Source organism: Ktedonobacter sp. SOSP1-85, from assembly GCF_016587415.1.
In the GTDB taxonomy this organism is placed as follows: Bacteria; Chloroflexota; Ktedonobacteria; order Ktedonobacterales; family Ktedonobacteraceae; genus Ktedonobacter.
This window is the reverse complement of sequence record NZ_BNJI01000002.1, coordinates 742,064-768,608: the sequence shown is the minus strand read 5'-3', so window position 1 is coordinate 768,608 and position 26,545 is coordinate 742,064. Positions and strand designations below refer to the sequence as shown.

The window sequence follows — 26,545 nt, the reverse complement described above, 5'->3', positions numbered from 1 at the left end:
GTCCCTACCGAGATCTGCGCGTTTCAAATTTGCCGGCGGAATCATTATCAGGCACCTATGGTACCTGGGGACGACGCTGCTGGGGCCGCGCTGCTAAATACCCTAGAGGAGATTGAGCCTGGTGGCCTGGGCGAGGGCCTGGGTGCGGCTGCCTACGCCCAGCTTGCCGTAGATGTTGCGGGTATGGACTTTGACGGTGCCTACCGAAAGCACCAGGCGGCGGGCAATCTCGTTGTTGGAAAAGCCCTCGGCAATCAAACCCAGGACCTCTACTTCACGCCCGCTCAGCGGTTCGAGGAGCGCCTGTTTAGCGGTCTCGCGGGGTGCGTCATCTTCTTCGCCCAGGATCGACTGGATCGTCGTTTCCAGGTCGTAGGAGCGGCCGTGTTCACAGGCTGCTTGATATGCCTCCTCGCCCAGTCGCTGTCTCAGGTCGGCACGCAGGCGTTTGAGTAGAGGCCAGCGATGGAGCCAGCCGTTCGCCCAGGCGGGCTGATGAAAAGCCAGTCCCAGCAGTTCAACCGCTTTTTCTGGTATGCCCTCATTGGCGAGTGCGACGGTTTCGAGCGCCAGGCAGATGCTTGCGGGACCGGGATCGTCATGGCGTCCCCAGAATAAAGAGGCATAGCGCTGCCTGGCGGATGCATATTGGCCCCGCTCGCAGTCCACTATCGTTTGCCCCCAGCATATATCCAGATCGCCGTGACTGTTGAAGAATAGCTCCTGCGATGTCGTCTGACTTGCAGGAACTAGCACCGAGGTTTCTGTATATGTTTCATTCATTACACAGTACAGAAAGGCCAGGATGTCCGCTGCCGAGATTGAACCATCCTGGCTGTTGGTTTTCTCGGCCAGGTCACGCATATCCTCTGCGAGTGCTAAGGCTTCCTCCAGGTCGCCCTTCAAGAGGCTTGCCAGGGCTAGCTTGAACATCGCTTGCAGGATGCCTTTGACGCTGCCGATCTCACGCATCAACGCAAGGGCCTCACGCGCATAATGCTCATAGGCGATGTAATCTAGTTTTGCAAGCGCGACCTCGGTCAGGTTGAGGGAAATCCAGGCTATGCCATTGGAATCCCCGATCTCCCGCCTCAGCTTGAGGCTTTGCTTGAGGAGTTCCTGGCTCGAAAGTTGCTCTTTATTATAGATCTCTAGCGTATTACATGCTAACCAGGCCAGCGCCTCTGCCCGGTAAAAAGTATCGCCAAGTGCCTCAAATACAGTGGCAGATTCCCGAAAGAGCGCCGCAGCTCTGGGATAGGCATAGGTTTCTTCATTCTGTACTTCAGAAACGATATGAATACCCGAGACCAGTAAGCAGAAGCCAATTTCCGCCTGGTTCTGTCGCGCACGTGCCGTTGCCAGGCAGTTGTCGATCTGGGCGCGTAAACCTTCATATATGCGCAGGTGACTCAGTAAGATCAGGCGTGCCAGTCGCGCCTGGACGCGGCAGCGCATGGCTAGCTGCTCTTGTGAGGGGGAAGATGGGAACTGCTCGACTGCTGTCCGTAGCAGTGCCATAATTTCGTGATATCGCCCGCGCATATCGGCGAACAAATGCAGGCTTTCGGCGGCCCGGGAAAGGACTACAAGCTGCTTTTGCTGTATGGCCAGGTGCCAGGCGTGACGCATATTCTCAAAGTCTGTGGCGATGGTGTCGAGCGCGGTGATTTGCTGTTGGGCTTTAATGTCGCGCTCAAGCCTGTGAAGTTGTCCGAGATAATAATCGATGTGCGCTTGCTGTATAGCCTCTGTCTGGCCCGCGGCCTCCAGTTGTTCCGCGCCGTACTGCCGCAGCAATTCATGGACATCATAGCGCCCCGCTGCATTCAAACGAATCATCGATTGATCAATCAGACTGGCCAGCGTATCGAGGGAGGCTCCGGTCACAATCTGTGCAGCCTCGCGTGTGAAGCCGCCGCGAAAGATGGATATCCTCTGGAAGACATCACGCTCGTGTTCCGTCATAAGCTGCCAGGAATGACTGAACACAATGCGGATACTACGGTGCCGTTCTGGCAGATTGCGCGAACGGGTCGCGAGCAAATTTAGATTGTGTTGGATTTCCTGGGCGATATCGGCAGGTTGGAGTGTCTTCAACCAGCCAGCCGCTAGCTCGATAGCCAGCGGCATCCCTTCGACGAGGCGGCAGATGTCCACCACGCTCTTGCGGTCTTCAGCCAGGTCGAAGTCACCGCGTATGCGTCGCGCCCGGTCTAGAAACAACTGTATCGCGCTATACTCCCTAAGCGGATCGCCCTCTGCTCGCCCAGGATAGGTCAGGCCCCCAATCTGCCGGACCCATTCTTCCTGCAAGTTAAGTGTCTCGCGAGAGGTAACGAGAATTTTTAGGTTGGTCGTAGCTGCCAGGATGTCGGAAATGAGGTCCATGCCGTCCAGGAGCCGCTCAACATCATCCAGCACCAGGAGGAGACGCTGCGCCTGCTTCTCGCGCAAATAGGCAAAAAACTGCTCGCGCGGGCTGCGCTGGTCCTGCTGAAAACGAAACGGCATAGCTTCGGCGATTGCCGTGAGCAGTTCATCGGCCTGGTTCAGCGCAGCGAGCGGCACAAAATAGACGCCATCGGAGAACAAAGCGCGTTTATGGGTGGCAACTTCCATTGCCAGGCGCGTCTTACCAATCCCACCCGGGCCGACGAGTGTCAATAAACGGCAGGATGGATTGTCCAACAGCGCGCTAATCTCGGCGATTTCCTGCTCGCGTCCGAGAAAAAGGGTGGGGGGAATTGCGAATGTGTACATGCTTGTTCTCCTGCTCTGGTCACAGATTGTCTTCCCCCTATTCTACCCTGCTTTCTTACTAAGCTCAAGCGAGGGCCATTTAATTCTCGAAAATATGGAGTCTTCTCTTGTCGATATAAATACGAAGTGTGGTGTGAGATGCCAGGTTACCGCAGGCAACCTGGCATCTCACACCACACTTCGTATTTTCTAAAAAAAGAGATGGCCGGTATACGGGTTTGCACGTATACAGACCATCCCTCAAGCGGAGGAGGAAGAGATCCATCGACATCATTGGCGATTTAAACGCTCTCCGCTTCTCACAGAAAAGATAAGTGTTTGCCAGGTGAGTCGAGAAAAATGTCTCTGATGTCTCTATAAAAGTTAGCCAGGAAAGCAAGCAACCCATCTTGTCTCTACAGTATAAGAGCTCTTCCAACAAGAAGACACAGGCGAAAGATAAGAAATTTACGACACATATTTGTACACAATGCCCAATAAATACACATATTGGTAAAATTTGGTTGCTTATAAAAAGCAGAGAAGGACCGAAACGGGCGAAGCTCGTTTCGGTCCTTCTCTGCTTTTTATAAGCAACTTATTGTTTAGAGCGCTCTTCGTCCTGTCACGGCGTGCAAGATCGCGACAAGGATACAGGCACCAATCAGAGCAACGAGCAGACTTCCCCAGAAACCAAAGGTTGCATCGGGTGCCAGCAGGCCAACAATGAAGCCACCGAGCAAAGCGCCTACTAGACCCAGGACGAGGTCACCGATAAGGCCATAGCCTTTGCCTGGCATAACCACGCCAGCCAACCAGCCAGCCACCAGACCAATAACGATCCACGCAATAATACCGCCAGGGTTGAGTGCTGCAGCAAGAATCAAGTGCATACTTTTCACCTCTCGATATGGAAAATCTTAACAATATCTGATAGATGTATGTAAATGTTCATCTATCAATTAGTACACGATCCAGAAATAAAATCAGATGAGGACAAAAGGGAGAGATGAACACCTTGATTGATATACTTAAAAGAGTGCGCTTAATTATGATCCATTGAGAGTAAAAAACCTTGACTGAGAATGCTGAGGTTGGAAACGCTTCTCTTTTTGGTTCTCAAACTCAACACTTCCTCTATACAGCCTATGATAGACTAGATAGAGGAAGATAAGACTCCGAAAGAATTGAACAACAGCATGTCCATTGCAACTGCGTATGGTTTTCGCTAGAAAAAGAAGGGAAGTCCTTTTCATGGCAAACAAAGAACAGAAGAAAGTGCAGAAAGCTGCACCCAAATCAAATAAGCAAAAAAAAGAAGCCCAGCGCGAGAAGAAAGCTGCCAGCCGTACTCAAGCCTAGATGCTTCAACAAAGAAGGTTCGCAAGCGGGGGCAACCCCGCTTGCGAACCTTCTTTCTTCTCTTCAGGTACTCTTCTAAAGTAGGCCAACCATAAGTTGCTCTCTACCTACGCAAGTTGCAAGCGCAACACGGTCAACGAATGCGCCGGAAATGTATAGCTCAGCGTTCGCACGGACCCAGGAGCCTCCAGTACACGCTCCTGCGCGGCAACCACCGCCTGTTCCGTGAACGAGTTCAGGCTATCGACCTCAGGCCCGTTCACTTCATATGCTGTGAACTCAGTGATGGTGGTCTCTTCGGCCAGTTTGATTGTTGTCTCATGTGCCCGCTCGCTATCGCGATTGACCACAGCCAGGGTGAGCACTTTGCCAGCTTCATCACGTGTCGCGGTCACATCCAGTAGTTGAAAAGGCCCTATATCGGCAAATTGCTGCCCCCAGGGCGATTGCTGCTGCTCAGCGGCCAAGGCCATCTGCTCGCTATCGACATACACATCCAGTGCAATCTCCTGCGTCTGTTCAGCATACAGGCGTAGAGGATGATAAATTGTTTGCAAGAAGAGGCCTTCGGGGCTGGTAAAAATAGGCGCAATCACATTCACAAGCTGAGCCAGGTTCGCCATCTTGACCACATTGCTATGTCGAATGAAGGTATTGAGATAGACGCCAATAGCCAGGGCATCGGAGAGCGTGTATTGCTCCTCCAGCCGACTCTCGGCTGTCCTCTGGCGATACCAGACATTCCATTCATCGTATGCGATATAAATAGGATGCTCAATCTTCTGCGTGAAGCGTGCGGCTTCGATGAGAGCCTGGCTGCTCTTAATTGCCAAATCGGCGAGCGCAGGCGCAAATACATTGCTATAGTGGTTGGCGCTGCCGGTATACAGATGAATGCTATAGTAATCTATCCAGGGAGCCAATCCCTCGATCACAACGCGATCCCACGCGTTCCATCCCTGTTCGCCACAACCCACCAGTTGAATACTCGGGTCGGTCCATTTCATGACCTTGGCAAACTCAATGGCCTTTTTGACATAATCCTCTGGGCTGAGATGACCTATCTGCCAGGCGCCATACACCTCGTTTCCCAGTCCCCAGTATTTAACGTTGTACGGCTCCTCATGTCCATTTTGCCGCCGCAGGTTCGCCCAATAGGTATCACCGGTACCGTTACAGTACTCGACCCAGGCCCGCGCCTCGTCCATCGTCCCCGAGCCCATATTGACGCACAGATAGGGTTCAACCCCCAGTACCCGACAGTACTCCATAAATTCATCGGTACCGAAGCGATTAGACTCCACCGAATGCCAGGCTAGCTCCAATTGGCGCGGCCGCTTCTCAACGGGCCCAATACCATCAGCCCAATGATATCCGCTCACAAAGTTGCCACCGGGCCAGCGTAAGACGGGAGTCTGGAGACCACGTACCGCCGCCATGACATCTTTGCGGAACCCCTGCTCATCACTCAATGGAGAGCCTTCCTCATAGATGCCCCCATATATACAGCGCCCTAAATGCTCAACGAAACCTCCAAAGATCTTACGATCGACAGTACCAAGGCTGCGAGCCATATCAACATGTATCTTTGCCAAGAACTAGCTCCTTCTAGCGCTATACAGTCACTACTGCTTTGCAATCGTCTTTGCAACGTTGCAAATAACGTACCCTATCCATTTGCCTTTTGTCAATAGCTGTGCCATCGTAAGATGTATTTCTGTTGACAATTGCACAGTTAAGGTGCTACTATTTGCGGCAGGGTTCTTCAATCTTATTCCGAAACCCAACGTCACTCTCGTGACTAGCGCTCCCCCCATTCGGGGACAAGCGCGCTCAGGGTTTTCGGAGAAGAAGTTCGCTGAAATTCGCTGAAATTAAAGAATGGGATGCTCCTTGGTTGCCACATTAAAGGATGTTGCCCTCAAAGCTGGGGTTTCAATCCGCACTGTCTCAAATGTCGTCAATGATTACCCCTACGTCACTGCTGAAGTGCGTGAGCGCGTCAAGGCAGCCATCGAAGAACTGCAATATCAGCCAAACCTCTCCGCCCGCTACTTACGTAAAGGCCATTCGCAACTACTGGCCTTTGCTATTCCTGACATCAGTAATGTCTATTTCTCCGAGATCGCCAATGCGATTATTAGCGCAGCCGCGACACGCTCTTATACCGTGCTTATCGATCATACACAGGGGAAACGCGACAACGAGCGAGCCGTGCTCAAGGGCTTAACTCCTCATTTGATTGATGGGGTTATTCTGAGCCCCCTGGCCCTGGAGCCAGAAGATCTCCAGCCGCGCGTAGGCTCGGTCCCCGTGGTGCTGCTGGGTGATCGTATCTATGATGTGCCTTATGATCACGTCACCTACGATAATGTCTCTGCTGCTCGTACGGCAACCCAGCATCTCATTGCCACAGGTAGGCGACGCATTGCGGCTCTTGGGATGCAGGAGACAAACGCACATGAGACCGAAACCTCTCGCCTACGCCTGCGTGGCTATACTGAAGCACTCACACAGGCAGGCTTGCCCATAGATCCTCACCTGATTATTCGTGGTCTGCCTGTATATAGCCGCAGCACTGGCGCGCGCGCCATGCGTTATTTGCTGTCGCTGGATGAGCCCCCCGACGCAATTTTCTGCTTTAACGATCACCTGGCACTAGGCGTTTTGCGCGTGGTGTATGAGGCAGGCTATCGCGTGCCTGAAGATATCGCCGTTGTTGGCTTTGATGATATCGAAGATAGTCGCTATGCCGTCCCTGCGCTTACGACTATCGCGCCTGACAAAGAAAGGATTGGTGACCTGGCGGTTGCCTTCCTACTTGGTCGTATCCATGGCACACGCAATGGGCCGCCTGAGCGCGTTGAAGTGCCTTGCCACCTGGTCATCCGCGAGAGCTCTGACGGACGCTACTAAAGTACGCGTCTACATATCAAGGACGAGATGCCCCATACCTTGATATGTAGACGCGTACTTTAGTAGCGTCGGCCCCTCACTTTTAGCTTGCCATCCATCATTTTCCCTCATCACTGTAAATGTGCGCGCAAACTATTGACAAGCATAAATTTTATATGTTATGTTTGCAACGTTGCAAATAAATTAACAAAGGTGTTGATCCTGATGCATCTCTTCCTAGTTTCATTCACTGGCTTGATATATAACCAGATATTGCAGACGATAAAACTAGAAAGGCCACACTGCTGTGAAATTATCTTTTCCTCGCCATCCTTTCTATGGATATGTATCTGCCTTTTCCCACTACCAGCCTGGCGCGCACGCACATTCTAGCTCTCTTGCATGGGTTACATATATTGCTCGGCTAACGTTAACGCCTATCCTCCTGGTGCTCTAGCGCCGTGTAAGCATTTTGCACGGCGTATGGAAGCCAGGCTTTTTTATATTCCATCAGTATCGTTTTATCATCGTCTGATGTAGGATCACATGTACGTCGTTGTGCAAGACCTCAGGAGGGAAATAGTTATGTTCTCAGAGCAGGATGGGCGGTTGCCGAGTGCGACAATGCCTACACCCGCGCAAGGCATGACTCGTCGCCACTTTTTGGAGCGCGCGGTCGCGCTAGGTATCGGAGGGAGTGCCGCACTTGCGGCGCTTAATGCCTGCGCGACTCCAGGCAGCGCAGGCGCCAGTCTCACCTTTTGGAACCTGTTCGGCGGTGGTGATGGTGTGCGTATGGAGCAGATGGAAGATAACTTCCGCAAGTCCCGTCCAGATGTCCAGTTGGAGGCGGTCACGCTTTCATGGGGTGCGCCATACTATACCAAACTGGCGATGGCCGCGGCGGGGGGGCGTCCTCCCGATGTGGGCGTCTCGCATATGACGCGGGTACCACTCTATGCCGCAAACAATCTGCTCGATCCTTTTGATCTGGACGAGTTAGCGAAGGTAGGCATTACCGAAGATCGTTTCCTCCCCGATATCTGGAAGCGGGCGCAGTATAACGGCAAGCTGTACGCGATTCCACTGGATACCCATCCCTTTGTGATGTATTACAACGTGGATATTTGCGCAAAAGCTGGCTTGCTGAACGCTGATGGTACGCTCAAGCCGCTGGAAGGGGCGGAGGCCGTCATGGATGCCTTTAAGCGTACCAGGCAAATCACCAATTATTTAGGCCTGGCGGTTGATACGCAGGATGTTACCCCCTGGCGTGTCTTCTATTCGCTCTATTCACAGCTCGGAGGCGAGGTACTATCAGCGGATGGACGTCAATTAACGATAGACAATGCTAAGGCCATCCAGGCGCTCCAATTCATGTCCGATCTCACGCAAAAAGAGAAGGTGGCATCCTCCACGCTAGATTATGCTGGCGCGGTTGCGGCCTTTAGTAGCGGGAAGGCCGCTTTTCACTGGAATGGCGAGTGGGAGGTCTCCACGTTCTTACCCCAGAAAGATCTGAAGTTTAACATGGTACCTCTCCCTAAAGTCTTTGATCTGAATCGCGCCCAGGCTGACTCACACGCGTTCATCCTTCCACACCAGATACAGGTTGATCCGGCGCAGCGCAAGGCCGCGCTAGAGTTTATCGCCTTTATGCTGAAAGACAGCCTGACCTGGGCTCAGGGAGGCCATATTCCCGCCTATCTGCCCATCACCGATAGCACAGAGTATAAACAGCTCCAACCACAGTCGAACTATGCCGACGCAGCCGCTCACGCGGTCGTTGATCCCATTGCCTGGTTCAGCGGCTCAGCCTCTGAATTGGAGACTCAGGCCGGGTCTGCCTTCCAGTCTCTTCTGGCTGGACAATTCACACCACAACAAGCTCTGGACCAGTTTACGGGCGCAATCAATAAGCTACTGAAAATTACGCCGCCATTTTAACCGTACACGCACAGCTATCTCACGCGGAAGGAATCCCGCTGACACTGTAGTCAATGAGAGGAGAAACGATGTCGGACGTATCAATACAAAGAGACGTGAGCGTAGGAACGCCGAGCCAGCAGCAGATTGAGAGCAAAAAGGCTCAGCGCCGCCGTATCGACCTGGTGGGCTTTGGCTTTGTGCTTCCATTTCTACTCATCTATGTCGTTTTCTTAGTCTGGCCGGTCATTCTCGGCTTTCGGATGAGCTTCTTTAACTGGACCATCGGCGGCAAGGGGATCTCCAATTTTCTGGGCCTGGCAAACTACCAGGAACTCATAGGCGATCCGGCCTTCTGGTCCTCGCTGTGGACAACCATTGTTTTTACCGTCATCAGCACACCAGTCCTGGTGATTATCGCCTTGTTCCTGGCGTTACTGGTGAATCGCGCTATTCCGGCCCAATCGTTGTTCCGTACCATCTTCTTCGCGCCCTTCATTCTGCCGGTCTCGGTGGTCACACTGATCTGGGGTTGGCTCTACCAACCCGGCTTCGGCCTGATCAATGGAACCCTGACCTCCCTTGGACTAAAAGAGGTCCCATGGCTGACAGATACCCACGTGGCGATGATCGCTGTCGTCATTCTTACCACCTGGTGGACCGTCGGCTTTAACTTTGTGCTCTATCTCGCGGGCATGCAACAGATTCCCCAGGAGCTCTTGGAGGCCGCTAATATCGATGGAGCAGGCTCCTGGTCACGTATTCGCTGGATCACTATTCCGCTCCTCAATAGGTCGACCGTCTTGATCATTATCTTGCAGGTGATCGCCTCGTTACAGCTCTTTACGCAGACCTATCTGCTGACGGGCGGTGGCCCTAACTTTGCCACCCGCTCGATCATTCAATACATTTATGAAAACGGCTTCACCTCGTTTCGCATGGGCCTCGCCTCCGCGATGTCCTATGTCTTCTTTATTCTAGTATTACTGGTCTCGTTGGGACAGTTTGCTCTGCTCAACCGTCAAAGGAGGGATGCCTGATGGCCATACAGAGTGTACAATCAGCTGCTAGCAAGGAAAATAGCACGACGAGGCAGCCCTATGATTATCGCCGCGCCAATAAGCTTGCCTACTGGGCATCTTTTGGACTCCTCGTTCTCTTAGCGCTTCTCTGGATTCTACCTCTGCTCTGGGCCATTGATACCTCCCTGAAACCAGAGACCGAAACGACAACGATCCCAATCACCTGGCTCTCTTCACATTTCACATTGGATGCCTTTACCAGTACGCTGGCAAACAGCCAGATGTGGCGCTGGTATTTCAATAGCACCTTGACCTCTGGCTTGATCAGTCTGCTGACGATCTTCCTGGCGAGCCTGGCGGCCTTTGCCTTTTCGCGCATCCCCTTCCGTGGAAATCGCATCGTGTTCTGGGTGATCCTGGCGGGTATTATGGTTCCGGGTCAGATCTTGATTGTGCCGCTATTTACCGAAATGCAGTCATTCGGACTGGTCGATACCTATTGGGGAATTATCCTGCCCCAGATCGCTTCGCCCGTGGCGGTCTTCATCCTTAAACAATACTTCGATGGCATTCCTGCTGAGTTCGAGGAGGCGGCTCTCCTCGATGGCGCCAGCCGCCTGAACATCTACTGGCGCATCTGGATGCCGCTCGCCAGGCCTGCCCTCGCTGCCGTTGCCATCTTTACCTTTGTGATCTCGTGGAACAACTTCCTCTGGCCGTTCATCATTATCTCCAACAACAATATGATGACCCTACCGGTGGGGTTAGCGACCGTTCAGACCTCGTTTGGCATTCGCTACGCGCAGATTATGGCTACTGCTCTCCTGGGCGGTATCCCGGTCTTGATCGTTTTCCTCTGTTTCCAGAAACAGATTGTACAGGGCATTGCCGGTACCACTGGCTTGAAGGGTTAACATATCCTCACCCACTAGAGGCCGCTTGTTCGCAGGCGGCCTCTTCTTCGTTGAGAAGCTTATTTCGTGGGCGAGATGCGCAGCGCAAAGATGGGAAAATTACTGTTGACATGGACCGGTCCATTTATGTATACTACACATATGGACCGGTCCACACAAGGATTTCAAAGGGCTGAAACCGATAAACGCCGTTCAAAGATGAAGAGGGTTATGGTAACGATTTACGACATTGCCAGAGCTACTGGACTCGCCAAGAGTACGGTGGCAAATGCGCTCTCGGGCAAGGGAACCGTTAGTGAGGCGACCCGCCGCCGCATTTTACAGTGCGCGGAGGAGATGGGCTATCGACCAAATATGGTCGCACGCAGCCTCTCTAATCATAAGACCTCGACCATCGCCGTCATTCTGCCTACCATCAGCAATCCCTTCTATCCAGAAATCGTTGAGGCTATCGAACAAACGGCGCTTGAGCATGGTTACCAGACCCTCATCTGCAATACCCACTATAACTTTGAACATGGGCGCCTACGTATGGAGCGCCTACGTAGCGGTTGGGTTGATGGCTATATCATTATGGGTTCCAGTATGGATATCACCGATATCACAGGTCACTTTCAGCAAGACATACCCATCGTTCTCTGCGATTGGCAGGAGAACGAAGCCCCTCAGGGTATTCCCCAGGTCAGTGTTGATTTCTTCCGCGCTGGGCAACTGGCGGCTCAACACTTGCTTGAACTGGGGCACCGCGACCTGGCTGTTATCGTTGATGACCCACAACAATCCTTGCGCCAGGCAGGCTTTCTCTCAATCTTGCAAGCCAGGGGCCTCTCTCTACCTGGTAAAAGGATCCTACCGGGCAATTCTACCCTGGAGAGCGGTTACAACGTAGCAAAGAGCCTCTTTAAAGAAGAGCAACCACCCACGGCCATCTTCGCCGCCACCGATCTTATGGCGATTGGTGCGATAGAAGCAGCCCTGGATGCTGGATTGCGCGTGCCCGAAGATGTCTCTATTATCGGCCTGGATGATATATTTGTATCCGCGCATATTCGGCCGCCACTCACAACGGTTGCCGTACCCAAACTCCAACTCGCGCAGGCAGCAACACACTTGCTCTTCGCACAGATCAATGGCGAGGCGCAAGTTTCCGACGCCCAACTCGTGGAACCCCACCTGGTTCTACGACGTTCAACGGCCACCTATCCAATCACCTAAACAAAGCTTTTCTTACTATCAAGACTCACCGCCGAGTCTACTTTCAATGCCGTAAGGAGGTCAAGAGAAAAGTAAGGCTTACCCTTCACTAACACCTATCTATACGTTCTTTCTTGTTCGCATCAGCGCTATGCCCTAAGGCATAGTATCAGATATCCCTATGTGCAAATATCAGCAAGTATGCACAACAGGACGTAATTTCTATACACTCAATGCCATGATGTCCATGGCTTTCACTAGCAAGGAGCTAGCACGTGACCATTGATCAGCGCGTTTCGCCACGCGGCAAGCATGTACTCAACCTGACCTGCGAGATACCCGGGGTAAGCGAGGGAACATTCGGGCTAGGAGGTATCAGTCCCCAGGGTGAAGCCTTTGCCTTTACCAACTACTACCTGACCCGCAATGGGCGTCCTCATATTCCCATTATGGGTGAGTTCCATTTTTCGCGTTTTCCGCGCCAGTACTGGGAGCAGGAGCTGCGCAAAATGCAGGCCGGTGGGGTAACGATTGTCGCGACCTATATCTTCTGGATTCATGTCGAGGAGGATGAGGGCATCTTTGACTGGTCTGGAGATCGTGATGTACGCTTGTTCGTTGAAATCTGCCAGAAGGTAGGACTCTCACTCGTGCTCAGGGTTGGCCCCTTTGCGCATGGCGAGTGCCGCAATGGTGGCTTGCCCGATTGGCTGTATGGCAGGGCCATTCAGGTGCGCTCTAATGATGAGCAGTACCTCGCCTATGTCAAACGCTACTACGACCAGGTTGGGGAACAGGTACGTGGACTCCTCTTTGAGGATGGTGGGCCAATCATCGGCTTTCAGCTTGAGAATGAATACATGCACTGTGGCGCGCCCTGGGAGGTTACCCCCAGGCAGGGTAGCGAGTGGGTTCCAGCGGGCGAAGATGGTAGCGCACACCTGCAAACGCTCCAACGCCTCGCCATAGAGGCCGGATTGCGTGCGCCTATTTATACTGCAACCGCCTGGGTCGGTTCGCCGATACCGAAACAGGGTCTGCTGCCGATGCATGGCGGCTATGCCTTCACTCCCTGGATTCCCGATCCCGATTTTCGCCAGGGGCCAACGCATGAGTTCCTCTTCCGCGACCGCCACCAGCAGCCGCTGGCAAACGCCGAGGTCACGTATGAAGCAACCCGTTATCCCTACGTCAGTTGCGAGCTTGGGAGTGGTATCCAGATTACCTATCATCATCGCCCGATTGTGCCGCCAGAGTGCTCGCAGGCGATGGCGGTTGTGGCCCTGGGCAGCGGATCAAACTGGATTGGGTACTACATGTATCACGGTGGCTCCAATCCTGTGGGGAAACATAGCTATCTCAATGAATATACCGTGCCACGCATCTCCTATGATTTCCAGGCACCCGTGCGTGAATATGGACAACTCAACGCCTCCTACCATCGTCTGAAGGCGCTCCACTATTTCTTGCATGACTTTGATGCCCTGCTCGCTCCCATGAGGGTCGCGCTTCCCCAGGGAAGCCAGGAGATCACACCAGAGGACACACAGACGCTACGCTATTCGGCGCGGCACGACAGCACATCTGGTTTCCTCTTCCTGAATAATTATCAGGATCACGCGGAGCTACAAGATCACGAGGGGGTACAGATTCAGGTCGATCTGCCGAATGAAACGCTCACAATTCCTCACAGCCAGGAAGGGTTTACCCTGCGCCAGGGCGTTAGCGCGATTCTGCCCTTTAATCTGCGCCTTGCTGGCAATGTCCTGCTCAAATATGCGACCGCGCAGCTACTTATGAAGCTTGAGAACGCGGGCCAGACGACCTACATCTTCTTCGCACCCACCGGGATGGCCCCAGAACTGGCCTTTGAAAAGACCACCTATCGACAGCTTGAGGTAGCCGCAGGGACGAAACGCGAGGAAGAGGCCTGGAGCTATGTCAGCGCCAGCGGTGGCCTGGAGTTCCAGGCACGAATTACCAGCCACGATGGTCGCGAGGTTCAGGTGCTTGTCCTGACCCAGGAACAGGCCATGACGGCCTGGAAGCTGCCTCTGTGGGGCGAAGAGCGCCTTGTCCTCGCCGACGCCTTTATTTTCAATCAGGAAGACGAGCTGCACTGTAATTGGCAGGGAGAAGAGGCGCTTCACCTCGCCTTCTATCCACCTTTACAGCAGGAGCCAGCCTCGCCTGAAGGCAGCTTTACGACGACAGAAAGGAGTGTCTTTACGCAGGCGACGTTGCACGTCCCTGAGCAGCATTTTGAATTACAGGTTGAGCAAGTCAACGCGCAAACGCTCAAGCTGGCACTCCCGGCACTGGCATTGGAGCCGGTGCAGGATGTCTTCCTGCACATCGATTATCTTGGAGATACCGGGCAGGCGTTCCTGGATGGTCGCCTGGTCGCCGATCACTTCGCGAATGGCACGCCCTGGGAAATCGGGCTCAAGCGCTTCCTTTGCCAGGATGAGGTCCAAGAGTTGGTTCTGCGCCTCAACCCGATCCGCCAGAATGCGCAAACCTTGAGCTATTTCCCAACCGGGATGGCCTTTCGCCCGAGCACTGATGGGTTTATGCCCATTGAGATACGTTCCATTACATCGCGGCTAGAGTATCATGCCCGCCTGGCTTCCACCAGGTAGCATAGATCGCTCTCTCATTGTCTCTTCATTGCCTGTTTTTTAACGACATCGTTATCCTTCTTCAGCGAAGGAAGGGAAAGAGCAAGATGCAACCTATGAAGAATTTCTCCATCAATCGCCGTCGCTTTATTAAGAACTCCGCGTTGACCCTTGGGACAGTGGCCGGAGCCAGTGCCCTGCTTGAAGCATGTAATGCCAACGCCAGCAGTGGTGGCGGCGTGGCGTCACCACCCTGACCGTTATGTACGCGAGCAGTGAGTTTACCAAGGCGTATATCAGCGAGTTCGAAAAACTCAATTCAACCATTAAGATTAAGTTTATCGAGTATGATGATACGCGCTTGAGTGCCATGCTGGCCTCTGGCACGCCTCCTGACTTTGTGCGTGGCGCGGCGGTCGGCAGCGCCAACAACAACGCGCGCGGCCTGGCCCTTAACCTGGACGCCTATCTTGAGAAGAGCAGCGTGCTGAAAAAGAGCGATCTACAAGCCATCAATAATGGTTTTCGCTGGGATGGCAAGCAGTCAGGTCAGGGACCCTATTATGGTATTGTGAAAGACTGGAGCCAGGATGCCACGCTCTGGTACAACAAGGCCCTCTTCGAGCAGGCAGGCGTCACACCCCTGAGCGAGACCGAGCCTGTCAGCTATGACGATCTGCTCGAACTCGCGAAAAAGCTGACCGTCGCGGTACTGGTCACGCTATCAAGCGCGCTGGTTGGCTTTGGCTTCGCGCGCCTCAGGGGCCGGGGCAAGCGCCCCCTGTTTCTGGTAATGCTCTCCACTATGATGCTTCCCAACATTGTGACCCTTATTCCAACATACATGATCTTTGCGCGCCTGGGCATCGTCGATACCTACTGGCCCTGGGTACTCTGGGGTCTGGCCTCGACCCCTTACCTCACCTTCCTGTTTCGCCAGTTCTTTAGCGCCATTCCCTCAGAACTGGAGGAGGCCGCCATCCTCGATGGTTGTGGCTATGGGCGCATCTTCTGGCGGATCTTTCTCCCGCTCTCGGCCCCGGTCCTGGTGACGGCCTTCCTGATCTCGTTTACAGGTGTGTGGGGCGACTATATCACGCCCTCACTCCTCCTGAGCCTGGACAATACCACCCTGGCCGTGGCCATCAGTACATCCTACCTGGACCCGCATGGCAATGGCATTCCAACCTTACAGGCCGCTGGCGCCTTGATCTACATCATACCCGAGATCCTGATCTTTTTCTTTGCTCAGCGCTACTTTGTGCGCGGTATCATGACCTCTGGCATGAAGGGCTAGCACTCTCATCCTCTTAGCGAAGTCAGTAAAAAGGCGATACAGGAGAATTTCTTCCTGTATCGCCTTTTTATTAGCTTCGCTACTATTGCCCATTCGTCCAAAGGCTCTTGACTTTTTGTGGGAAGCATCGCTATGATGGGCTTGGAACGTTTTTGCCCAGAGGATGCTTGCAGGCATTCTTTTGCCAATGGAAACACATAGCGCGTGCCTCGGGCGCGCCAGTATGAAGAGGAGAAAAAAAGTCCGTATGGACGGTGACCCTAGCAAACCTCCGCAAGCTATGGAGGTTATCATCTGTTCCATGGCAGACGCCTATCTGACCTGGTAGCCACGATCTATCACCCTCCCGATATTTCCCCGCTATCACCTCACTATCGCGCTTGCCGTGGCCAATAATCCGGTAAGAAGCGAGAAGCGTGAGGTGGTACAGTCCTCAAGGAATGTGCCTCTACCCCTCCGCAAGTAAGCGTGCGCTACTTACGTACGCGCCTACGCGTTGCCCCTATGCATACGCGCCAGAGGTGTGTATGCGTTGCCCTATGCGAACCCAAACGTGTGGGCGCGTACCTTGTGCCCTTTAGGGTAGTAAGTGAGCGCATCCAGGAGGTGAAGACAATGGATATCCAGAAAGATTTGGTAGTGGTTTCCCAGCCGAAGGAAGCAGGTAGAAAGACACTGAGGCGAGGGCGGGTGCGCAGGCCTTTCCGCTGGTTGCGCTACCTGGGCATGCTGGGGCCGGGGCTGGTCGCCGCGAGCGCGGGCAATGACGCGGGCGGCATCTATACTTATAGCAGCATGGGTGCTCAGTTCGGCTATTCTATGCTCTGGGTCATGGTGGTCCTGACCCTGGGCATGGCTGTCGTGCAGGAGATGTGCACGCGCATGGGCGCGGTCACCGGCAAGGGCCTCTCGGACCTCATTCGCGAGAACTTTCCCTTGCGCCTGACGGCGTTGATCATGCTGGCCTTTCTGCTCGCCAACAGTGGCGTGATCGTCTCTGAATTTATTGGCATCGCCGCTGCGCTCAATCTCTTTCATATCCCGGCCTGGATAAGCGCGCCCTGCGCGGGCCTGCTCCTGTGGCTGCTGGTCGTCAAGGGGTCATATGCCCGGGTAGAGAAGGTCTTTCTAGCCCTGACCCTGGTCTTTCTAGCCTACTTCGTAGCCGCGTTTATGGCGCATCCCAATTTGGGACAGGTGCTCCACGGGACCCTGGTTCCCACGGTGCAGTTGAATAGCGGCTATCTCTTAATGCTGGTAACGGCGGTGGGAACCACGATCAGCCCCTATATGCAAATCTACGTCCAGAGCGCGGTAGTGGAGCGCGAGGTCAGTATGCGTGAGTATAACCATGAGCGCGTCGATGTTTACAGTTCTGCCATCTTCTCCAATGTCGTCGCCTCCGTGATCATTATCGCCACTGCCGCGACCCTCTTTGTCAATAGCAAGGGTAAGGGCATCATTCTTATGGATGCCGCCCAGGCCGCCACCGCGCTGGCACCCTTTCTGGGCAACTTCGCGACCAATATCTTCGCCCTGGGTCTGCTGGGCGCTTCTTTTCTCGCGGCAGGCGTGATACCGCTCTCCACCTGCTACTCTATTACGGAGGCGCTGGGCCTGGAGAATGGGGTCAGCAAGCGCTGGCGCGAGGCGCCTGTCTTCTGGGGACTCTTTACGGCTTTGATTCTCATCAGCGTCGTAATCGCGATGCTTCCCAATTTGCCTGTGGTGCAGATCCTGCTCAACCTCTACCTGCTCAACGGCATGCTGCTGCCGATCATCCTCTTCTCGATCTTGCGCCTGGTTAACGATAAGCGCCTGATGGGGAGGCACACCAATGGCTGGTTCTTCAATATCCTGGCCTATGGCCTGACGATTACCGTTAGCCTGCTGAGCATTGCCTATCTCACTGTCCGGGTGCTGAGCCTCTTTGGCATCACCCTGTTTTAAAAGTCATAAACCTGGGTAAGGTTGTGCTGGCCTCAGGCCAGCACAACCTTACCCAGGTTTAGTATTTATGCTTGACCCTTTAACAAATGGTTACGGAAACAAAGACGCGCCTTGATGGTGAATTCCGTCATCATATTCAGCCTTTTTCCTCTTGACTTCAAGTTCACTTGAACCAATATACTCCTTTGGAACCGAGAGAAACGTCATCGGCCAGTTTCTGAGCATCACCTCGCGGTTCGAGGAGAGAGCTTGAAAGATCTCATCGAACGATGGCAATGCACGACCGCAATTGTCATCGTTCGATGCATGAGAGGAGAATGATATGGCAGAACCGAACTTTAACGATTGGAATCGGCAGATTATCGAGGAATTTCGCACGCATGGGGGCAAGGTCGGAGGACCGTTTGAGGGTGTGACCTTGCTTTTGCTGACCACCACAGGCGCGAAAAGCGGGCAAAAGCGTATCAACCCACTTACATACCTTCTTGATGGCGAGCGCTTGTTTATCTTCGCCGCCAAAGGTGGCTCGCCGACGAACCCTGACTGGTACCACAACCTGGTCGCCCATCCACAGGTGACCGTCGAGCTTGGCACAGAGCGATTCGAGGCCACGGCAGTGCTTATTGAAGGTGAGGAGCGCGACCAGCTCTATGCCAAGGAGACGCAAGTCCATCCAGGCGCTGCCGAGTACGAGAAGAAGACGACCAGGAAGATCCCGGTCGTGGAGCTTGTTCGCCGCAATAGCTCATCGTAATGCAGTCTGTTCATGCACGTTCCAGGTGAAATCCTTGAGCAATCTCTTCTGAGGTGTGTTGAGAACAGCATTTCCCTCTTGACTTTCCAGTTAAGGGGAAAGTGTATGATTGTAACGAAGAGATCGGCACAGACATGGAAGGAGAAGCAGTGTTCAAGATTAGCGAGTTTTCCAGGCTCAGTCAGGTTTCGATGAAAACCCTGCGTTACTATGATCAGATTGGTCTGTTGAAACCAGCCTCTATTGATCCTTTTAACGGCTATCGCTACTACACGACCGAACAGTTATTTCGGCTCAATCGTATTCTTGCCTACAAGGATCTGGGGTTAACATTAGAGCAGATTGCGCAGGCACTTGATGTACAGATTCCACTTGCGGAGGTTCGTGGAATGCTCCGGCTCAAACAGGCTGAAATTCATGCCTTGATCGAGCAAGAATCCACACGCCTTGCTCGTATTGAGGCGCGCCTGCATCTGATTGAGCGCGAGGGAGAGACCCAGACTGGACACGATGTGGCGCTCAAAAGTATCAAAGCACTGCGAGTGGCTTCATTACCAACGTGTGCGAACCTGTCCTCTTCCCACTTGCCTTTCTTCTTTGAGGAATTGAATCGTTCCTTGTCACGTTCTGGTCTCTCCGAACCAGCGACGCTTCCCCATATGGTGTTGTGGCAGGATACCGGAGCATGTCGGGATGATCAGGACGACACCTTTGATGTGGAGGTCGCCTGTCCTCTTCCAGAGCAAGTATCGGTGGATGCGCATCTAACCATTCGCACGTTACCAGCTCTTCCACTGGTCGCAAGTCTCATGCATGAATGTCAGCCGCATGGGACGTGTACAGCGCTTCTTGATCTTGGAAGATGGATGGAGCAAAACGGCTATACCATCTCACTTTCGCAGCCGTGCCGTGAGGTGTATTTTGCCAAAGGCGAGAATCAGTTTTATGTTACCGAAGCACAGATCCCTGTTGAGAAAGGATAAATGCCAAATATGGTCTGGACACTCGATACTACTCACTCAGAAGTCACATTTTCGGTCAGGCACATGATGTTCAGCAAAGTTAGCGGAAGCTTCAATCGATTTCGAGCGACACTCGAAATCGATGAAATCCATCCAGAGAAGTCCTGGGTAGAGGCCGAGGCTGAAACTGCCAGCATCGACACACGTGACGAGAAGCGTGATGCACACCTACGTTCACCTGATTTCTTTGATACTGAGCAGTATCCACTCCTCACATTCAAGAGCAAACAAGTTGAGTCCAGGGGCGATCGCCGTTACTCTATCCTGGGAGATCTCACGCTGCATGGGGTGACGAAAGAAGTGACGTTTGACGCCGAGTATGGCGGACAGATTCCCAAAGAACACAATCCCTTTGGGGACCGGCGTGCAGGCCTCACAGCCGTCACGACCATCAACCGTAAGGATTTTGGTCTCACCTGGAATTTAGCGTTGGAGACTGGCGGGATTATGGTTGGCGAAGATGTCAGGATCGAGATCAACTTGGAAGCAGTCGCAGAGGACTAAGCGGCTCCCGTCTTCTCACCTGGCGGCGATATGCCGATTGATATCAAATCCGTTTAGGTAGTATCCAAAGAAGGCCACCAATGGAAGGAGGTTCGACCCTGTATTGCTTCAGGGTGAGCTTATAACCAACAACAGCGCTCGGCCTGGAGCTGTTCCTGCTCGTCAAGCGAAGTCAAGCCCCGGTTGGCGAGCAGTTTATTTGAGAGGGGCCGCAAGCGTTCGCCTGATTGCAGTTCTGGCGAATGAGATAGCAAGAATAGCAGGTTAGGACGGGAGCCGGGCGACAAATCGATCAAGCTGCTCCATATCGTAGAGCGCAGGCCCATGACCGAAGCACACGAGAGCTGGGCGTAATTGCGCCAGCTTACGAATGGAGCGGCGGTTCTCTTCACGATCCAGCGTAAAGACGGCTGGTGGCTCATACAGGCCAATTTTGCCCGTGATAGGATGGTTATTGCGCAACACGTCTCCTACAATCGCTACCCGGTCGGACTCGCGAAAGTACATCACATGACCAGGAGTATGTCCGGGCGTATGAATGACGCGAAATCCAGCTATTTCGTCACCATCATGCAAGCTCCGTTGGACGGAATACGCTGGCCCGGCGAACCCCAGTTGCATTATTTTTATGGCGGCAGTCCTTGGGAGCATAGGGGTACGTCCCTCTATGCTCGCGATGTCCGCTTCAGGACAGGCAAGGGGGATGTCTCTGGTTGCGCAGATCTGCTTGACGGCTCCCTGATGATCGGGGTGGCAATGGGTCAGTGCCACCTGTGAAAGGGGAATGTTTGCCAGTTGTTTGAGCAGATTGGAAGCATCCCAGCGTGTGGCTGCGTCAATGAGCACATCCTCAACGAGATAGACATTGAAGAGGTTGGCTGGGAAACGGTTGCTCAACTGCCAGACATGATGAGCGATCATCTTCATTCCCAGCTCTATTGTAGAAGCGGTGACTGAATCCTTCTGTCGTAGTGAATGGTTGGATAGGTTCATGGTGCTTTTGCATCTCCTTCGAAAAGAAGCCGAAGCTCTTCCACCACCTGTTCTAAGGGGTGTGTGCTGCGCTCGGCTTGACAGAGTAAGAGCGCCCCTTCAATTACAGAGAGCGCAAAGAGCGCTCTCGCAGAAGCCCGCGCTGGTTCGCAACCCGAGGCAATCAGCAAGCGTTCGAGACGTACTTGCCAGTCATGGTAGACGGCACGACAAGCATGCTGCATAGGATCGCTGGTGGCCGCCATCTCTAATGTGACGGTAGCCAGTGGACAGCCTTTTTGAAAATTAGATGTTTGGAGGCGTTCGCGAAAGAAGGAGGTGAGAAGAGAGAGCGCCATGCCCAAATCCGTGCCTTCCACAATGATGGCATCGAGCTCGTGAGTAAGAGCTTGCCCGGCTGCCGAAACCGCTTCTGCCGCCAACTCTTCCTTTCCCCCAGGAAAGTGATGATAGAGCGAGCCTTTCGGCGTACTGCTCTGATGGAGGATTTGGTTCAAGCCTGTCGCATGATAGCCTTGTGCCTCCATCAGTTCAACAGTAGTAGCAATGATGCGTGCCCGTGTTCCTTCTGTCTCCAAGAGATCCTCCTGTACCGACTGGTCTAGCTATTCCTTCTATTGTACCGACCGGTCTAGCAGATGTCAAGCCCCGGATGGTGAAGCGAACCAGCCCTGTTTTTCTTTATCCATCAATTTTTCTCTCGACCACTTGGCCGATATTCTAGGCATGGTGGGAAAGCGACGAGAAGTCGTCCAGGTACCCACGAAGCAAGGAAACCAGATCTCCCTGCGCTTCTTGCTCCAGCCATTCCTCAAGAGCCACACGCAACGCCGCCATGTAGATGGCTACCAGGAGGCGGATCTCCTGGCGGTTTGTAGCCGCTTCCAGCCGGGAGTACAGCGCGTCACAGAGGGCTGGCTCTGCTTTCATCAGGGCGTAGATATAGATGGACGCGAGCGAGGGGATCTGCATAACCACGTGATAGAGGGTCAGAAAACTGGCCCGCTGCTGCTGATGGAGGAGTGCCAGGTACTCAAAGGTTGCTCGCAGGGCTGCGTGGGGTGATTCCGTTGGCGCAGTGTGCTGTAGAAAGCGGAGACCTTCGCTCTGGATCGCGTGCATGGGCTCCAAGAGCACCTCCTCTTTAGACGCGAAATAGCGAAAAAAGGTGCGCGGTGACATCATCACCACATCAGCAATGTCCTGGATGGAGGTGCGCTCGTAGCCCTTTTGCTGAAAGAGTCGGAGCGCTGCCTCCTCAATGGTGGCTTGAGCCAGACGTTTCTTGCGTTCTCGCAAACTCATTGGTTGCGATTCGTCGCGTGGCGAAGATATCATGACATTCACTCCCTTTTTTCTCCTATTGACTTTTGTCATTGAGTGACATTATAATCCAAAAGGACACAGGTGACAACTGGAGACAGTATACATGTTGTGTCGGTGCCTTGAGATGACGATTTTTGAGGGATGTGCCTCAGCGGTTTTCTCACCCCTGAAGCCATGTTCAGATAAGGAGCAAGAAGGTATGCGTTTTGAGCAACAGGTCGCCCTGGTGACTGGTGCCGCTTCTGGCATTGGTCGCGCGCTTGTCCAGCGCCTGGTGACTGAGGGAGCAGCCGTGGTCGCGGTTGACATCGTGGAAGCACCACTGCAAGCCCTGGTCACGGAACTGCGGGACCAGGGAGCAACAATTACCGGATGTACCGCCAATGTGGCGTCAGAGAGTGACGTGGAAGCTATGCTGAACACCGCCACGTCCACCTTTGGGCGGCTCGATATCCTTTGCAATAATGCCGGGATTATGGATCTCATGACCCCTGCTGCCGAGGTCTCTCTGGACCTATGGGAGCGGGTTCTGGCCGTCAACCTGAATGGTCCCTTTCTGGCCTGCCGGCGGGCGATCCCTCTATTTCTCGAACAGGGTGGAGGCAGTATCGTCAATACCGCATCGGAAGCAGGATTACGTGGCGGGGCTGCTGGCACCTCCTATACCGTTGCCAAGCACGGAGTGGTGGGACTGACCAGGAGTATTGCCTTCCACTATGGAGAACGCGGTATTCGCTGCAATGCAGTTTGTCCTGGTGCCGTGGCGACCGCCATCGGTATCGGAAATGGTGTCCCAAGTGAAGCCGGTCTTGGCAGAGTGATGCCGTTTCTCAATGCCAGCTCTCCCTCGCGGGTTTCTACCCCCGAAGAGCTCGCTGCCGCTATTGCCTTTCTGGCATCCAAAGATGCCAGTTTTATCAATGGCGCAATTCTCCCCGTTGATGGCGGCTGGTTCGCCGCCTGACCTCCCCATTTCTTGATCGCAGCCCGTTTGCTGTTCTTTCCACTGAAGGAAATCTTTCTGTGAAAGAAGCGCAATAGCAAAGGAAACAGGAAATGAGGAATCTCAACAGGATCGTGATTATCGGTGCGGGCGCCGCCGGGCTCACCACCGCAGAAATGTTACGGCGGCTTGGATTTCAGGGAACGATCATGATGGTGCATGCCGAGCACACTCTTCCGTACGATCGTCCCCCTTTATCCAAACAGGTGCTTGCTGGCACCTGGGCACCCGAGAAGGTGCATTTACGTTCACCAGTCGCGCTGGAGAAACTGGCGCTTGATTGGTTTCATGGCGTTGAGGCAACCCATCTGGATGTCGCAGGGCACTGCGTTGCCCTCTCTGATGGTCAGCGCCTGGAGTTTGATGCAGCGGTCATCGCAACGGGTCTGACGCCACGTTTCCTCTCCTCAGGGCATGATCTGCAAGGTGTCTTTGTCCTGAGGACCCTGGAGCAGACGCTCGCCTTGCGCCAGGCGCTCGTAGCAGGGACACGTCTCGTTGTTGTTGGTGGCGGCTTTCTGGGATTAGAAGCTGCGGCGACGGCACACCAATTGGGCCTGGTGGTCGATGTGGTCGAGCCATTGCCGGTCTGCCTGGAGGGACCTCTCGGGAGAGCGATTGGTGAGCGGGTGATGCACTTACAAACAGCCCATGGGGTGCGTTTGCATAATGGTATTGGGGTGCGTCGCCTGATCGGCGACCAGGAGCAAGGGCGTGGAGGCGCAGTCAGAGAGGTTGTGTTGGAGGGTGGCTCGACGCTGCCAGCGGACGTAGTGTTGGTCGCGGTCGGGGCACAGCCCAATGTGAGCTGGCTTGAGGGAAGCGGCCTGACGCTGCAGAACGGCATTGCGTGCGACGCCTTCTGTCAAGCTGCTCCAGACATTTATGCCGCCGGAGATGTGGCCAACTGGTATCATCCGCATGTCAAGCGGCAGGTGCGCCTGGAACATCGGATGAATGCCACCGAACAGGGCCAGGCCGTCGCGAGAAACATCCTTGGCGAGCGGCAACCCTTCGCGCCCGTGCCTTTCTTCTGGAGTGACCAATTTGACGTGAAGATCCAGATGTATGGAATCGCCTCCCGTGGGGCAGAACTGCGGATAGTTGAAGGGGCGCTGCACGAGGATCGTTTTGTCGCGGCCTATTATGAAGAAGGCGAACGCCTCGTCGCGGTTCTGGGCTGGAATAGCCCGAAGCAACTCCTGTCCTATCGACAACAGTTGTTGGCGGCATATACGCCGTCCCAGGAAATCAAGACTTCTGGCGTTCTCTAGTGTAAGGAAAAGTAAGGAAATACAAAGATGAAAGTAACAGCATTGACCAATCGATGTATTGCCAGTGGGGCCTGTGTCCTGGCCGCGAGCCAGGTATTTACCCAGCGTGAGAGCGATGGCGTCGTGGAGCTGCTCCAGGAACGTCCTTCCCTGGACGTCTTGAAGAAGGTGCAGCAGGCGGTCGCGGCATGCCCTTCCCAGGTCTTTGTCGTGGAGGAGGAAGAGGATCTCTCCGAACTCACCCTGACCACAAACGATGAGGATATGTAGTACCGAATGAGCGGAACACGTTTGTTCTCGCACGCTTTCTTTTCTTGTTGAGAACACCCGAAACGTCAACCTGCGAGCTGTCTGCGGCCGCTAGTAACTTCTGATCCGAACACCCTGAGCGCGCCTGTCCCCGAATGGGGGAAGCGCTAGGCACGCCAGTGACGTTGGGTTTCGGAAGAAGATCTTAGTATAGATTGGAAGAAATAGATGAGCAAAGAGCAATTGACACCCACCACTGAAGCCAGTCAAGAAGAGCTTCCCACATATCCGTTTCCATTTGCCGATCATAGCCTACAACTTTCCGAGGAGTATGATCGGCAGCGGCAAAAGTGTCCAGTCGCCCGGGTTCATATGCCCTATGGGGGCGATGCGTTTATGCCCACCCGCTACGAGGAAATTGCGCAAGCCTTCGCCGACCCGAAATGTGGCGCGATCCGGATTTCAGATGGAGAGGTTCCCCGGCTGGAAGCAGGCCACGTCACCGGGGTGGAGGATTCAGCGGCAGCGTCGATTTTTGCTGTCTCCGATGCGCGTCATAACAAGCTGCGCCGCGTGATTGGCCCGGCCTTTACGGTCGCGGCGGCCAATAAGCTGCGTTCACGGGTAATCGAGGTCACTCATGCGCTGGTGGATGCCATGGAGCGTTCCGGCCCGCCTGCGGACCTGTTTGAGGACTATGCGATCCAGGTCCCGATGACGGTGTTGTGTGAAATGCTGGGGATTCCTCGGGAAGAGGAACACCTCTACCGCGAATCAGCACGGATGCTGGTTTCGACGACGGCAAGCGCGCAAGAAAAACAGGCGCAGGGCATGAAACTGATGCACTATCTCACACCCATTCTCAAAGAGGCGCAAACGAATCCGCGAGACAATATCCTTGGTCTGCTCGTTCGGGCCCGAGAGAAAGGGGACGAGGTGATGACCGAGACCGAAATGTATGGGTTTGCCATGGCCGTGATTGGGGCGGGCTTTGAAACAGTCAGCACGACCTTCACGAATTCCGCCTTCATTCTCCTGCAACGACCTGAACTGGTGGCGCAGCTACGGACCCGCCTTGAGCAGCCAGATCAGTTGGCGAATACAATCGAAGAGATCTTGCGTGTCACCCCGATCGGACATGGCAGGCCGAGAATCACCCGCGAGCCCGTCCAACTGGGTGAGACCACGATCCCTGCCGGGGAAGTGGTCTTCCTTGCGCCGCACGCCGCCAACTATGATTCATCTGTGTTTCCCGATGCCCGTGAGATTCGCTTTGATCGCGACCTCCAGCCCATCCTGAGCTTTGGGCGCGGGATTCATGCTTGCCTGGGACAGCAGATCGCCCGCATGGAGTTGCAGGTCCTCTGGCAGACGCTACTCACCCGGCTCCCAAGCGTCCGCCTGGCCGTTGCCCCCTCGGAGGTTCCCTGGCGCGCGGATGAGGCGCTGACATTTGGCCCTGCGCATCTGCCCGTAACCTGGTAAATCTCACGGACC

General features: G+C 54.0%; 22 protein-coding genes. 16 read left to right on the top strand and 6 right to left on the bottom strand.

Going from position 1 to position 26,545, the window contains the following annotated elements:
* Window positions 1–102: 102 nt before the first annotated feature.
* From KTE_RS49255 to KTE_RS31575, 3 genes are all read right to left on the bottom strand, one after another.
* Window positions 103–2,763: a LuxR C-terminal-related transcriptional regulator gene (locus KTE_RS49255; protein WP_201388599.1), complete on the bottom strand. Its 2,661-nt coding sequence runs from the start codon at window positions 2,761–2,763 to the stop codon at window positions 103–105.
* Window positions 2,764–3,347: 584 nt separating this feature from the next.
* On the bottom strand, window positions 3,348–3,635 hold the full coding sequence (locus KTE_RS31580; RefSeq protein ID WP_201373497.1) for a GlsB/YeaQ/YmgE family stress response membrane protein: 288 nt from the start codon (window positions 3,633–3,635) through the stop codon (window positions 3,348–3,350).
* 576 nt (window positions 3,636–4,211) lie between these two features.
* The gene (locus KTE_RS31575) at window positions 4,212–5,699 is read right to left on the bottom strand and encodes an alpha-N-arabinofuranosidase (protein WP_201388597.1); all 1,488 of its coding nucleotides are present in this window, start codon (window positions 5,697–5,699) and stop codon (window positions 4,212–4,214) included.
* A 286-nt stretch (window positions 5,700–5,985) separates the two neighbouring features.
* On the opposite strand from KTE_RS31575, the gene KTE_RS31570 reads away from it, so the two are divergent.
* The 12 genes from KTE_RS31570 to KTE_RS31515 all read left to right on the top strand — a co-directional run bounded on the left by KTE_RS31570 (window position 5,986) and on the right by KTE_RS31515 (window position 20,203).
* Window positions 5,986–7,020 (top strand): LacI family DNA-binding transcriptional regulator, encoded by a 1,035-nt coding sequence (locus KTE_RS31570; protein ID WP_201388595.1) that lies wholly within the window; start codon window positions 5,986–5,988, stop codon window positions 7,018–7,020.
* A gap of 564 nt (window positions 7,021–7,584) precedes the next feature.
* A complete protein-coding gene (locus tag KTE_RS31565) occupies window positions 7,585–8,946 on the top strand; it encodes an extracellular solute-binding protein (protein ID WP_201388593.1) in 1,362 nt (453 codons plus the stop codon).
* 68 nt (window positions 8,947–9,014) lie between these two features.
* The gene (locus KTE_RS31560) at window positions 9,015–9,965 is read left to right on the top strand and encodes a carbohydrate ABC transporter permease (protein WP_201388591.1); all 951 of its coding nucleotides are present in this window, start codon (window positions 9,015–9,017) and stop codon (window positions 9,963–9,965) included.
* The gene (locus KTE_RS31555) at window positions 9,965–10,861 is read left to right on the top strand and encodes a carbohydrate ABC transporter permease (protein ID WP_201388590.1); all 897 of its coding nucleotides are present in this window, start codon (window positions 9,965–9,967) and stop codon (window positions 10,859–10,861) included. Before KTE_RS31560 ends, KTE_RS31555 begins: the two co-directional genes overlap by 1 nt.
* Window positions 10,862–11,071: 210 nt before the next feature.
* Window positions 11,072–12,076 (top strand): LacI family DNA-binding transcriptional regulator, encoded by a 1,005-nt coding sequence (locus KTE_RS31550; RefSeq protein ID WP_201388588.1) that lies wholly within the window; start codon window positions 11,072–11,074, stop codon window positions 12,074–12,076.
* A gap of 254 nt (window positions 12,077–12,330) precedes the next feature.
* Window positions 12,331–14,697 (top strand): beta-galactosidase, encoded by a 2,367-nt coding sequence (locus KTE_RS31545; protein WP_201388586.1) that lies wholly within the window; start codon window positions 12,331–12,333, stop codon window positions 14,695–14,697.
* Window positions 14,698–14,783: 86 nt separating this feature from the next.
* Window positions 14,784–14,933: a hypothetical protein gene (locus KTE_RS31540; protein ID WP_201388584.1), complete on the top strand. Its 150-nt coding sequence runs from the start codon at window positions 14,784–14,786 to the stop codon at window positions 14,931–14,933.
* A gap of 5 nt (window positions 14,934–14,938) precedes the next feature.
* A complete protein-coding gene (locus tag KTE_RS31535; protein WP_201388582.1) occupies window positions 14,939–15,973 on the top strand; it encodes an extracellular solute-binding protein in 1,035 nt (344 codons plus the stop codon).
* A 615-nt stretch (window positions 15,974–16,588) separates the two neighbouring features.
* The gene (locus KTE_RS31530; RefSeq protein WP_201388573.1) at window positions 16,589–17,923 is read left to right on the top strand and encodes an Nramp family divalent metal transporter; all 1,335 of its coding nucleotides are present in this window, start codon (window positions 16,589–16,591) and stop codon (window positions 17,921–17,923) included.
* 322 nt (window positions 17,924–18,245) lie between these two features.
* A complete protein-coding gene (locus KTE_RS31525; RefSeq protein WP_201388570.1) occupies window positions 18,246–18,677 on the top strand; it encodes a nitroreductase family deazaflavin-dependent oxidoreductase in 432 nt (143 codons plus the stop codon).
* 149 nt (window positions 18,678–18,826) lie between these two features.
* The gene (locus KTE_RS31520; RefSeq protein WP_201388568.1) at window positions 18,827–19,660 is read left to right on the top strand and encodes a MerR family transcriptional regulator; all 834 of its coding nucleotides are present in this window, start codon (window positions 18,827–18,829) and stop codon (window positions 19,658–19,660) included.
* Window positions 19,661–19,669: 9 nt separating this feature from the next.
* Window positions 19,670–20,203 carry a YceI family protein gene (locus KTE_RS31515; RefSeq protein WP_201388566.1) on the top strand — a complete coding sequence of 178 codons (534 nt, stop codon included), beginning with the start codon at window positions 19,670–19,672 and terminating at the stop codon, window positions 20,201–20,203.
* Window positions 20,204–20,467: 264 nt separating this feature from the next.
* Here the strand turns inward: KTE_RS31515 and KTE_RS31510 are convergent, their stop codons facing one another.
* The 3 genes from KTE_RS31510 to KTE_RS31500 form a co-directional block, all read right to left on the bottom strand.
* A complete protein-coding gene (locus tag KTE_RS31510; RefSeq protein WP_201388564.1) occupies window positions 20,468–21,196 on the bottom strand; it encodes an MBL fold metallo-hydrolase in 729 nt (242 codons plus the stop codon).
* Window positions 21,193–21,774, bottom strand: a complete 582-nt coding sequence (locus KTE_RS31505; protein ID WP_201388562.1) for a TetR/AcrR family transcriptional regulator — start codon at window positions 21,772–21,774, stop codon at window positions 21,193–21,195. The genes KTE_RS31510 and KTE_RS31505 overlap by 4 nt, the downstream gene beginning before the upstream one ends.
* Before the next feature lie 142 nt (window positions 21,775–21,916).
* On the bottom strand, window positions 21,917–22,534 hold the full coding sequence (locus tag KTE_RS31500) for a TetR/AcrR family transcriptional regulator (RefSeq protein ID WP_201388560.1): 618 nt from the start codon (window positions 22,532–22,534) through the stop codon (window positions 21,917–21,919).
* Window positions 22,535–22,721: 187 nt separating this feature from the next.
* Here KTE_RS31500 and KTE_RS31495 point away from each other — a divergent pair, with 187 nt between their 5' ends.
* From KTE_RS31495 to KTE_RS31480, 4 genes are all read left to right on the top strand, one after another.
* On the top strand, window positions 22,722–23,486 hold the full coding sequence (locus tag KTE_RS31495) for an SDR family NAD(P)-dependent oxidoreductase (RefSeq protein WP_201388558.1): 765 nt from the start codon (window positions 22,722–22,724) through the stop codon (window positions 23,484–23,486).
* A 92-nt stretch (window positions 23,487–23,578) separates the two neighbouring features.
* Entirely contained in the window at window positions 23,579–24,799 is a 1,221-nt protein-coding gene (locus tag KTE_RS31490) for an NAD(P)/FAD-dependent oxidoreductase (protein WP_201388556.1), read from the top strand.
* Between the two features lie 27 nt (window positions 24,800–24,826).
* Window positions 24,827–25,069 carry a ferredoxin gene (locus tag KTE_RS31485; protein ID WP_201388554.1) on the top strand — a complete coding sequence of 81 codons (243 nt, stop codon included), beginning with the start codon at window positions 24,827–24,829 and terminating at the stop codon, window positions 25,067–25,069.
* A gap of 207 nt (window positions 25,070–25,276) precedes the next feature.
* Window positions 25,277–26,533, top strand: a complete 1,257-nt coding sequence (locus KTE_RS31480; RefSeq protein ID WP_201388552.1) for a cytochrome P450 — start codon at window positions 25,277–25,279, stop codon at window positions 26,531–26,533.
* Window positions 26,534–26,545 lie beyond the last annotated feature (12 nt).